General features: G+C 28.1%; 8 protein-coding genes. 7 read left to right on the forward strand and 1 reads right to left on the reverse strand.

The features are described from left to right. Positions 1-20 precede the first annotated feature (20 nt). The 7 genes from AXW82_RS02975 to AXW82_RS03005 all read left to right on the forward strand — a co-directional run bounded on the left by AXW82_RS02975 (position 21) and on the right by AXW82_RS03005 (position 11,647). Complete coding sequence (locus tag AXW82_RS02975) at positions 21-1,811, forward strand: ABC transporter ATP-binding protein (protein WP_004795287.1); 1,791 nt, start codon at positions 21-23, stop codon at positions 1,809-1,811. A gap of 11 nt (positions 1,812-1,822) precedes the next feature. Then, positions 1,823-3,772 (forward strand): ABC transporter ATP-binding protein, encoded by a 1,950-nt coding sequence (locus AXW82_RS02980; protein WP_004795285.1) that lies wholly within the window; start codon positions 1,823-1,825, stop codon positions 3,770-3,772. 114 nt (positions 3,773-3,886) lie between these two features. Next, complete coding sequence (locus tag AXW82_RS02985; protein ID WP_004795284.1) at positions 3,887-5,239, forward strand: BMP family ABC transporter substrate-binding protein; 1,353 nt, start codon at positions 3,887-3,889, stop codon at positions 5,237-5,239. A 132-nt stretch (positions 5,240-5,371) separates the two neighbouring features. Continuing rightward, entirely contained in the window at positions 5,372-6,715 is a 1,344-nt protein-coding gene (locus tag AXW82_RS02990; protein WP_004795281.1) for a BMP family ABC transporter substrate-binding protein, read from the forward strand. Between the two features lie 120 nt (positions 6,716-6,835). Beyond that, positions 6,836-9,088: an ATP-binding cassette domain-containing protein gene (locus tag AXW82_RS02995; RefSeq protein WP_004795279.1), complete on the forward strand. Its 2,253-nt coding sequence runs from the start codon at positions 6,836-6,838 to the stop codon at positions 9,086-9,088. Further along, positions 9,088-10,698 carry an ABC transporter permease gene (locus tag AXW82_RS03000; RefSeq protein ID WP_004795276.1) on the forward strand — a complete coding sequence of 537 codons (1,611 nt, stop codon included), beginning with the start codon at positions 9,088-9,090 and terminating at the stop codon, positions 10,696-10,698. Before AXW82_RS02995 ends, AXW82_RS03000 begins: the two co-directional genes overlap by 1 nt. Before the next feature lies 1 nt (position 10,699). Next, on the forward strand, positions 10,700-11,647 hold the full coding sequence (locus tag AXW82_RS03005; protein ID WP_004795274.1) for an ABC transporter permease: 948 nt from the start codon (positions 10,700-10,702) through the stop codon (positions 11,645-11,647). Between the two features lie 33 nt (positions 11,648-11,680). On the opposite strand, the gene AXW82_RS03010 is transcribed toward AXW82_RS03005, so the two are convergent. Continuing rightward, a complete protein-coding gene (locus AXW82_RS03010) occupies positions 11,681-12,097 on the reverse strand; it encodes a Dps family protein (protein WP_004795273.1) in 417 nt (138 codons plus the stop codon). Positions 12,098-12,100 lie beyond the last annotated feature (3 nt).

Raw genomic sequence — 12,100 nt, forward strand, 5'->3', positions numbered from 1 at the left:
CATAAATATAGGAGGAAATTATGATAAAAATGTTTAGTATTTTGCCTACTAAAATCAAACTTCATTTTTTATTAGGTATTTTAATTTTAGTTGTAAATGTAGGATTAATCATGCTTACCCCTATTTTTATTTCGCAATTTCTACCACTCTTAATTAACGCAAAAAGCGAATATCAAATAGAAATATTTAAAATAGCTATATACACAACTGATAATTTTAGCAATGCTTTAACTATTTTGATATCTAGCACAGTAGGATTAATTATTGGGGGTGCTATAACATCCTTTTTAAGCCTAGTTATAATAATATGAGCAGGTGAAAATGCATCTAATTTTTACCGCGATGCACTATACATAAAATATCAAAAATTAAGTTTAAAGGATATTTCTCATTTTAGTATAGAAAGTTTAATGACAAGAATAAATGATGATGTTGCTGTTTTTTGAGATTTTCTAGTTGGTGCCACAACAGCTTTAATTAAAGCTCCACTTTTCATTGTTTTCGGTTTAACATTTGCTTTATTAACTGATCTAACTTTAACTTGAGCAATTGTTGCAATTGTTCCTCTTATAATAGGTTCAATTATTTATATATTAATAAAAGTAATGCCATTAATTATTAAAGGTAGAACAATTATTGATGCTAACACTAAGTCAGTTAATGAAATAATTCACGGAGCAAGATTAATAAAAGCTTACAACCTGCAAGATTATCAATTTGAAAAATTTGATCAAACAAACAAAAATTGATTAAGTAATGGAATAAAGATATTTAATTTATTTTCTATTAGTTTACCTTTTTTCTTTTTTGCTGTTAATTTAGTTGTTGTTTTTATTTTTGTTGGTGGATATAAACTTTTAGCAGATAACCCAAGCCAAGATGTTGCGAATTTGATAGCTAAATTAAATACCTTTATTGAATATGAATTTATGATGGCATTGGGTATATCAATGTTAGGTCAATTTTTAGGAACATTTTTTAGAGCAAGAGTTTCTTCGAAAAGAATAATCGAAGTTCTTGATGCTAAATATGATGATTTACAAGTAGAGCATGGTGAGTCATTACCTTTAAACGCCTCAGAATATAACATTGAATTTAAAAATTTTTCATACAAATATTACGAATCTTCCGAAAGTTATGCACTTGAAAATATTAACTTTGAAATTGGTGCCGGTAAAACTCTCGGAATTATTGGGCCAACTGGTTCAGGTAAATCTACTTTAGCAAATATATTAGTAAACAATATGAAATATAACATTGGAAATGTAAAAATAGCAAATAAAGAGGTGAACCAAATTAACTCTAATGAATTACACAAACAAGTGGGTATCGTATTCCAAGAAGCTTCTTTATATTCAGGAACTATAAAATCTAATTTATTATTCGCAAAAGATGATGCAAGCAATGAGGAAATAGAAAAAGCTGTCGAAACAGCTTGTGCTAAAGAATTTATAAATAGCTTTAGTGATAAATATGAACATATTGTTGAACAAAGAGGCAAAAACTTATCTGGCGGCCAAAAACAAAGGTTATCTATAGCTAGAACACTTCTAACTGACCCAAAAATCTTAATTCTAGACGATACAACAAGTGCTTTAGATAACATTACAGCTAAGAAAGTTATTAAAAATATTTCAAAAAATTATAACTGTACCACAGTAATAATTTCTCAAAAAATTAATTCAATTAGACATGCTGATAAAATTCTAGTTTTAAATAACGGAAAAATAATTGATTCCGGAACACACGAAAAATTGTTAGAAACATGTGAATGATATAAAGATGTATACCACAATCAATTAGAACAATAGAAAGGAAAAATATGAAAAAAACAGATAAAGTTTCATCATGACAAGCAATTAAATTGTTATTTTCTTTCGCAAAAGATTTTAAGAGCACAATAATATGAGGAACTATTTTTTCATTAATAAATGCAGTTGCTTATATTGCCGGAAGTTTTTTAATTGGTGCAATAGTTTCAATATTTTTCCAACCAATCGCAGAAAATCAACAAAGATTTGAAGATTTTGATATGACTAAATTCATTATATTCTTAAGTTCTTTAGCAGGTTGCTATATCATTTATGGAATATTTAGATATTTAGAAACTAGATTTTTCGTTAAAGTTAGTTTTGGTGCTGCTGCAAATATTAGAAAAAAATTAATTTCTAAAATGCTTAAATTAAATATTGGATTTTATGACAAAAATAAAGCTGGTGACTTGATTTCAACAATTATTGTTGATGTTACTAATATTGCTTTTTCATTAAATCAAGTTTTTTCCGCTGTTGTTAATGCCGCAATTAATATTTTTCTAGCAGTAATTATTATGTTTTTAGTTTCTGCTAAATTAACTTTAATTGTTATACCACTAACATTAATTATGTTTTCTGGTGTTATTTTATTAATCAAAAAATCACAACCACACTTTGTGCAGGTTAGAAATGCTTTTGGAAAATTAAATTCATTTGTTGAAGAAACATTATCTAACACAAAAATAACAAATTCTTTCGAAAAACAAAAACCATTATTGAATCAACTACAATCAATAACAAAGGAAATTAGAGATACTGCTTTTAAAAGTGACTTAATCTCAAGGAGTTTCGAAACCATTTATAATGTGATGTCAAACTCTATTATCCTTATAATTACAGGTATAGCAACATTATTTTTCTTTAACAAAGAACCAATTTGAGGCATACCAGGAATAATTGGTGACTCTACTTCAATAGCGACTCCAGGATTAATAGTTACATACATATCATTGAATTGAAACTTTTTAGGACCTTTTCAAAATGCATTAGGAACTATTTTTGGAGCTCAAACAGGTGTTGCTTCAACTACACGTGTTGCAAAATTACTAGAAGAAAAAGAACCTATAATTAAGAATCAGAAAATTAAAATTGTAAAAGTCGCTTTTAACGAAGAAACAAATGAATTTATAGAAACGAATAATGAAGATTTATTTGGATTTTATACATGAAAATTTTTTAACAATGAAACAAATAAATATGAATTAAAATCAGTTAAAGGAACTGTTGAGTTTGAAAACGTTTATTTTAAATACTTAGAAGAATCAGAAAAATATCAATTAAATAATGCTTCTTTCAAAGCTGAAAGAGGCCAAAAAATTGCTATAGTTGGCCCTACAGGAGCGGGTAAAACTACAATAATTAACTTGCTTTCAAAATATTATGATTACAATAAAGGTAGCATAAAAATTGATGGGTTTGAACTAAATGAAATAGACACAAATAATTTAAGAGACATCATGACAATTGTTCTGCAAGATTCGTTTTTATTTAATGAAACAATTATTGATAATTTGAAAGTATCAAATCCAAATGCTACAGAAGAAGAAATTATAAAAGCAGCTAAAATGACAAAAGCTCATGACTTTATTCTAGGAATGGAAAATGGTTATAGAACCCTTATAGAAAATAACGGAGCAAATATTTCGCAAGGGCAAAGGCAACTTTTATCATTAACTAGAGCTATTTTATCAAATAGAAATATTCTCATCTTAGACGAAGCAACCTCGAATATAGACTCAAGCACAGAAATGTTTGTTCAAGAATCTATGCTTCATTTAATGGAATATAAGACCTCATTCATAATAGCGCATAGACTAAGCACAATAAAAAATGCCGACGTTATTATAGTTATTGATAATGGAGAAATAATAGAACAAGGAAACCATCAATCACTAATAGATCAAAAAGGTTTTTATTATAATTTATACCAATCACAATTCGAAGGAAATAAAGATTAGCAGTGTAAACTGCTTTTTTTATATGGAAAATGTGGAATCGTTACCTCAAAATTAGTATTAGTACATAAAAGCGTATAATAATAAGGCATAAAAAATATAAAAAGGAATAAAAATATGAAAAAAAGACACTTATGAAACCTTATTAGTGGTGGTTTAATTTTATCTTCACTACCTTTATCAGTAATATCTTGTTCAAATCAAGATTCAGAACAACAAAAAGACTCATCAATTAGTAATTTTGTAGAAAAAAATGATCGAATATCAGTTATTGAAACTAATTCATCATTAAATTATGATGCTATAAAAGATAAAAAAGGAATAAAAATTGCTTTAATTAATGGTTCTGGAAATACATTAGATAAATCATTTAACCAATCTCATTGAGAAGCTTTAATCAAATTATCTGAAGACACTAGAAAAGATGATAAAAATCAAATAGAAATTACAGATATAAATCCTGGAACAACGGAATTAACTGAAGTTTATAATAATGCATTAGAAGAAAACCAAAAAGTATGAGTTCTCGCTGGGTATAATCACTCTGAAAAAATTAAAGCTTATTTAAAAAATGAAGAAAATGTTAAAAAACTAAACGAAAAAGGTGTAATAATAATTGCTGTAGATTTTCAGGTAGGACTTGAAAGTACAAGCAATTTTAAAAATTTATACGAAGTTACTTTCAATATTAATGAAGCTGCATATATAGTTGGAAACGCTTTATCAAAAGCATTTGCTAAAACATTCCCTGGGCAAAATAATTCAGACTCAAGAAAATCTGGAGTATATGGTGGAGGAAGTGGTTCTGATGTTGTAAGTTTTATATCTGGATATTTAAAAGGTATACTTAAGCACAATAAATCAAGTGAAACAACAAATAAAATTAACCAAATTGATCAAATTGCATTAAATGCTGGATATGAAGCTGGTGACCCGAATATGAATCAAGTAACAATCGGAATGATTGATAAAAAACCTAAATTCGTTTTACCTGTTGTCGCAGGTGGTGTTGCAATTATTCTAGATGAAATACAAAAAAGAAATCTTAATATGTATGTAATAGGTGTTGATGTTGATCAATCAAAAGCTTATCCACAACATAAAGGTAAATTTGCTACTTCAATTCAAAAGAATATTGGTCAAGCAGTATATGATGTAATAAATGAGTTTGTTTTTGGTATAAAAAACAAATCACTTGAATCAAAAGCCTCATCAACTGAATATGGATCAAAACATCTACATGGTAATTTTAGTGATAAATGGGTAGCTTATGCTCCTTCTACAGCATCAAACGAAAAACTTAGACTAGCAATTAATAATGAACTCGAGAAAACAGAAAAAGAGTTTCTAAAATTAAGTCAAGATGAAAAAGATTTCATAAGCAATTTCAAGGATTCTTCAAATAAGGAATATTCAGAAGAAAGTCTTAGCGAGTTAGTTGAAGCATTAGTAAAAGAAATCAATAAATAAAAAATGTGGAAAATGTGGAAATTTTAATGATTTTCACATTTTAATTTATAATTATTAAGATTTTATTCAATTACTTTTCAAATAAAATACGAATAAAATTTTAGAAAACTCAAAAAATATTTAGGAGAAAAAATGAAATTCAAAAAATACTTACTTTCTATGGCCGGAATAAGCTCAATCGCTTTACCTTTGGCTGCAATTTCTTGTGGAGAACCAACAAGTGATTCAGGATACCACAAACGTGAAGAAGAATACATTCAACCAAGCGAAAGAGTTGCTGTTATCCAAAGAAACACAAGTCTTACAATGGATTTAGCTACTTCAGAAAAAATTAAAGCTAAAAAATTAAAATTTGCTTTAATTACAGATACAGGAAAAGTTACAGATAAATCATTTAACCAATCTGCATGAGAAGCTTTAAACACCATTGCAGACCAAACACAAAAATCAGCTGATGAACAACTATTTGAATTCGTCGCAGTTGAGCCAACAGGTGATTCATATGATCAATCATATAATGCTGCAATTGATAACGGTGCAAATGTTATTGTTCTTCCTGGGTTCACACATGGTGATCACATTAAAACATTTATTAAAGCAAATATTGAAAAATTAAGAGCTAAAAAAGTTATCATTATCGGTATTGACTTTACATTAAAAGATGTTTCATACGAAAACTTCTATGCATTAAACTTTGACGTTAGCCAAGCCTCATGACAATTAGGGTACGCTCTTTCAAAATATCTTTCAGCACAATACTCTGATAATCAAGAAAATAGAAAATTAGCTTCATTAGGTGGAGGAGCATTCTTTGGAGTTACAGACTTTATTACAGGTTATTTAAAAGGAATTAAAGCATTTAATGATGCAAATCCAACATTAAAAACTAAACATGCTGATACTATTGATTTAAATGCTGGATTTAAACCAGATAACACACAAACAGCTGCAGTTACAAATATGTTAGGAACAGAAGCAAAAATTGTTTATCCTGTTGCAGGACCAGCTACATTAACTACTGTTGATCAAATTACTAAAAACGAAAAATACAAGGATAGATTAGTTGTTGGTGTTGACGTTGATCAATCAAAAGCTTTACCAGCTAATAAAGGTTACTTTGCTACATCAGTTCTTAAAAATGTTGCTCAAGCTACATATGATATTATTTTAGCTAAAGCATTTGAAATTTCAGAAGTTGAAACCAAAATAGCTCACATCAAACAAGGTGACACAAATAATTTCTATGGTGGATATGATGCAGGTTGAGTTGCTTTAGCTGAATCTACAATTGGTGATACAGCAAAAAGAGAAGCAATGAATAGCGCTATTAATGAAGCAAAAGAAAAATTTGTTGCTTTATCAACAGATGAAAAGGCATTTGTTAGTGCTCCAAAAGCAAGAAAAGAAGACACAAACAAAAATCAAAATGAAATTAAAACAGTTGTTGATGATTTAATTAAAATAGTAAATAATTAATAATTCTTTGTTAAAAAAATCGCTTTTTTGCGGTTTTTTTTCGCTAGACAAAAACAAAAAATTTTATATAATTTAAAATAGTTATTTATAACTATTTAGAAAAAACTGAAAGGGAGCATTATGAAAAAAATTAATGCAATAGAATTTGTTAATATTTCTAAATCTTTCGGTTCAATCAAAGCAAACCAAGACATTAGTTTTGAGGTTGAAAAAGGGACTATACATGCACTTATTGGAGAAAATGGTGCTGGTAAAAGTACACTTATGTCAATCCTTTTTGGTTTATATGAACCTGATAAAGGGACAATAAAAGTTAATAACAACGAAGTATTAATCAAAGGTCCAAACGATGCTAATGCTTTAGGTATTGGTATGGTTCATCAGCACTTCAAACTTGTTGATGTATACACAAACTTAGAGAACATCGTTTTAGGAGCTGAGGACATTAATAGAACTACTAAAGTTATTGATTTTGGTCCAGCAATTAGAAAGATAAAAACAATTCAAAATAAATTTAATTTACACTTTGACTTAAATAAACAAACAGGTAAAGAAACTGTTGCAACTCAACAAAAAGTCGAAATAATGAAAATGTTGTATAGAGATTCAGAAATTCTTATTTTTGATGAACCAACAGCGGTTTTAACAGATCAAGAAATTCAAGGTCTTTTAAATACTTTTAAATTATTTAGAGAACAAGGTAAAACAATACTTTTTATTTCACATAAATTAGGAGAAATAAAAGAAGTAGCAAATAACGCTACAATGCTAAGACACGGTAGAATAACAGGTAATTTTGCTGTTAAAGATGTTTCTATTGAAGAAATGGCCAACAGAATGGTAGGTGGCGAAGTAGAAAACGCTAGAAATGAATATTCTGACACATCTAAAAACAAAGTTATCCTTGATATTCAAAATGTTTCGACTGAAGGTGAAAAACCTTTAAAAAATGTTTCGCTTCAAATTAAGAGTGGTGAAATAGTTGCTATTGCCGGAGTTGAAGGTAATGGACAAACAGACTTAGAATATGTTGTAAGTGGTATGAAAAAACCTACAACAGGTTCAATTAAATTAGCTAGAACAGAATTAATTAATGAAAAAATTAATTTAATTAACAAAAAAAATAGAACTAAAAGTATTGTAAATTTTGTTTTATTTACTATGCTATTTATTTTAGCGACAGTTTTAATCGTCGCTACTCCTGAAGCCAAAGATATTAATGTTATTTATAAAATTATCGGAGGATTCGTATACTTATTAGCAGCATTATTTTTCTTTGCTTCTATTAATAAAGAAATAAAAACTAACAAAAATATTGAATCAATTGCTTTTGATGGTGTTGGTTCAAAAACAAAGAGATGAATCTATCTTGCAAAATCAAGCTTTGTAGTTACTTCAATTTTCTTAATAATTACACTTGTTGTCGGATTAGTTCTCTTAAATACAACATTTTTAGCTCCATTAGGATTAGCTATTATGTTTATTAACGCAGTTGCTTTAGCATGATTTGTAATTTTTATTTATAGAGCATTGACAAAATCTGTTTGAAAAAATGATGTTAAAAAGAATTGATGACACAGTGCAATTTCGGTTCTTATCACCTTAGGATATACTGTTGCATTCATTTTATTGGCTATAGTTGCTTTAGTAAGCCACTTTAATTTATTTTCACACGTTAATGTTTTAGTGTTTTACGTTGTTACATTAGCTCTTATGATATTTGTTTTTGCAATAACTGTTGTATATTTCTACATTTTAGAAAAACAATTTAAAGTTCTTGTTAAAGCAAAAGAAGATGATATTAATTTAGAAAACTTATCAGTATACGAAATTTCTAAATTAGGTCTTTCATTTATACCGAGCGATAGACATAAACATGGTTTAGTATTAGACTACAATATTAAATACAATACAGTTTTACGTAGATTATGAGATAGTAAATATGTAAGATTTGGTATATTTAAAGAAAAAGCTATTAAAGAAGAAACAAAAAACATTATTAGTAAATATGATGTTAGAGGTGCTAGAAATGGTATCTCTCAATCACGTCAACTTTCAGGTGGTAACCAACAAAAATTCATAGTTGGACGTGAAATGAATTCTCCTCATGATTTTATTTTAATAGTTCAACCAACACGTGGTCTTGATGTTGGTGCTATTAAAAACATCCATGAACAAATTCTTGAGGAAAAGAAAAACGGGAAAGCTATATTGCTTATTTCGTATGAATTAGATGAAGTTTTAGCATTAGCTGACAAAATCGCTGTTATAAATACAGGTGAAATTTTAGCAGTTAAGGAAGCTAAAGATCTAACTAGAACAGAAATAGGTATATACATGGCACACAAAAACGACGAGAAAGGAGCGAATTAATGAAAAAAGGATTATATTCTAATAATGCTTTGATTAACTTTGGTGAAAAATCAAGAAGATTTTTTATGTTCGAAGATAAAGCAAGCAGTAGAAGAAAAATTTTCGCTTCTGTTTGAGCAGTTTTCTTTGGTATTTTAGCCGCTTCTATTATTTATTGAATAATAGGAAGTACAGGTACCAATCCTCAAAAAACAACTATTTTTACATTCGTTCAATACATATTTCAAATTTCAACAAGAGAATCTAATAAAATAACATTTATTCTTTACTTTTTATTCTTTGCATTCTCAGGGTTAGCAATTTCAATAGGATTTAAATCTGGACTATTTAATATTGGGGTATCAGGACAAATGACATTCCCCGCTATTATATTCTTTACAATTGTAATTGCTTTAAAGTTAGATATAAATAAAATATCTACAGAATTCTTAGCAGGTATGTTTATAGTATTCATTATCATGGGTATGTTTATAGGACTTATTTCAGGAGTTTTAAAAGCATTCTTTAATGTTCATGAAGTTATTTCTACAATTTTCTTAAACTGAATATTAACATACGTTGCAAAATTCTTATTCACACAAGGAAACCAAGTTTTTGGTAAAGAAGCCTTTTCTTATTTTGACCCTATTAGCGGTACTCAAAAATTAGTTATTACAAGTAATCAACAAACAACTTTTATTTACTTCGGAATTGCTCTTTTAGCATTATTAGTATTCGCTATATGATTTATTTATAGTAAGACAGCTATCGGGTACAAAATTAAAATGGTTGGTCTAAATAAAACAAATGCTAAATATGTTGGGGTTAATGAAAAACTTCTAACAGTTACAATTATGGGTATTTCAGGAGCATTATCAGGTATTGCAGGATTTTTCTTAATTATTCTAAAAAATAATAGAATTGAGGCCGGACCCGCTCCTATGAATATAGGTTTTGAGGCAATAGCTATTGCTTTAATAGCCTTAAACAGCCCTATTGGTGTAGTATTCACATCAATTATATATTCATTAATTAACACTTCACAAATTGGATTTAGTTTCTTTAGAGTTAGCGAAAAAGTTACTGGTGACTTCTTCCCAATCATTACAGGTATTATTATTTTCATGTCTGCATTGGCAATAATATTCTATAAATTTAGAGTTATAAGATCGATTGTAAAATACCTTTACTTATTATTTAATAAAAACTATTGATACAATCTCAAGGTGTATCATGTAAGTAAATGGAAATACATTATCCCAGAAAGAATTAAATTATTTAAATTATACTTTTCTAATTTTAAAGCGCATATCGCATTTAGAAAGACTCAAAAAGAATACGAAGACTCAATCTATAAACAAATTAAATCTTCTAAGAAAATGGAGCAAGAAGAATTATTATCTCTTTACTCAAAACTTTCTAAAGAAAAATTTGCTCACCAAGAAAAAAGAAATAAAGCTGGTTTAAATAATTATAGAGATGAAAAAAACAAATACAAAAACCAAGTAAAAAATAGAAAACAATCATTTAAATTGGTTAAAGAAAGTTTATTCTTAGAATTCAATAAAAAAGTTCTCGAAAAATACAAGAGAGCATTTAAAATTCATGAACCTGCGGAAGGAGAAATTTAATATGGAATTAATTTTAGGTTATACATTTTTCTTCTTCACACTTTTACTTTTAGGTACTATTTCTGGTATTTTCTCAGAAAGAGCAGGTATTGTTAATATTGCCATAAACGGGTTTATGGTATTCGGTGCAGCAATATACTCAGTATTCAGTGTTATATTTACCGACTTCTTAAATATAACAAGCATGTGATCACAAATTCCTTTAACGATTCTTACAGGACTTGTTACTTTATTGTTTGGTATGCTATTTGGTCTAGCTACAGTTAAATTTAAATCAGATCAAACTATTTCAGGTTTTGCTATAAACATTTTAGCAGCAGGTATTGCAGCTATGGTAATCCTATTCTTAACTACACGTGTTCAAAAAGCAGGTTCTGTTATTGTTTTAGGTGGAAGGGAAGAATTAGCTCTTTCTTCTTCAATAGGAACATACAAAAACATAGTTTCTTTAAAACTAGTTATTGTTGTTATAGTAGCATTAGGATCATGATTTGCATTAAGAAAAACAAGATGAGGATTAAGATTTAGATCAGTTGGTGAAAACCCACAAGCAGCTGACGTTGCCGGAATTAATGTTAATAAAATAAAATGACAAGCATTAGCTATTGCAGGTTTTATAGCAGGTATTGCAGGTTCAATATTCGCACAAAGCCAAATTAACTTCTTCTCTTTAACTAAAGATGTTCAAGGGTTCGGGTTCATTGCTTTAGCAATTATGATTACTTCAAGATGAAAAATTACTTACTCAGTTATTATTTCATTATTCTTCTCATTCTTATTAGCATTCTCATTCTACGGTGTAAATGTACTAGGAGAATCACTATCAAGATACAGAGATCTATTAGCTATGATCCCTTACGTTATTACTCTTATTATCATGATTGCATCAAGTAAGAACTCATATGGTCCTGCTGCCGCTGGTATTCCATATGATAAAACAAAAAGATAATAAAAAACCACTTTCGTGGTTTTTTATTATCTTTTATTTAATTAATTTTGAGAATTGTCAAATTCATTTATCAAATGAAAGCATTAATTCATCTATAATTGGTTGTACTCTTTTGCTTCAATCAAGAACTTCTACTTTGGTTAAAATAAATGTCAAATCTTCAACAATAACTGTTGTAGCTTCTTTAAAATCAAATTCTTTTGATGGAAGCTCTTTGATTGTGCTCATTTTAAGCATTTCATCATAGCTTCCTAAAGCTAAATCACCTTTCATTACAATTTTTTCAGCGATTTCATCAACAAAATTAAGAACATCACCTCTTAATTTATCTACCTCTTCGTGAATTTCAAAAAATTCTAATCCTTTTATATTTCAATGAATATTGCTTAATTTTTGATACATTATTTGCAAGTTAGCTTGCAGATATTTTAAGTCTTTTGCTTCTTTCATGAT

Source organism: Mycoplasmopsis canis PG 14 (genome assembly GCF_001553195.1).
Classification (GTDB): domain Bacteria; phylum Bacillota_I; class Bacilli_A; order Mycoplasmatales; family Metamycoplasmataceae; genus Mycoplasmopsis; species Mycoplasmopsis canis.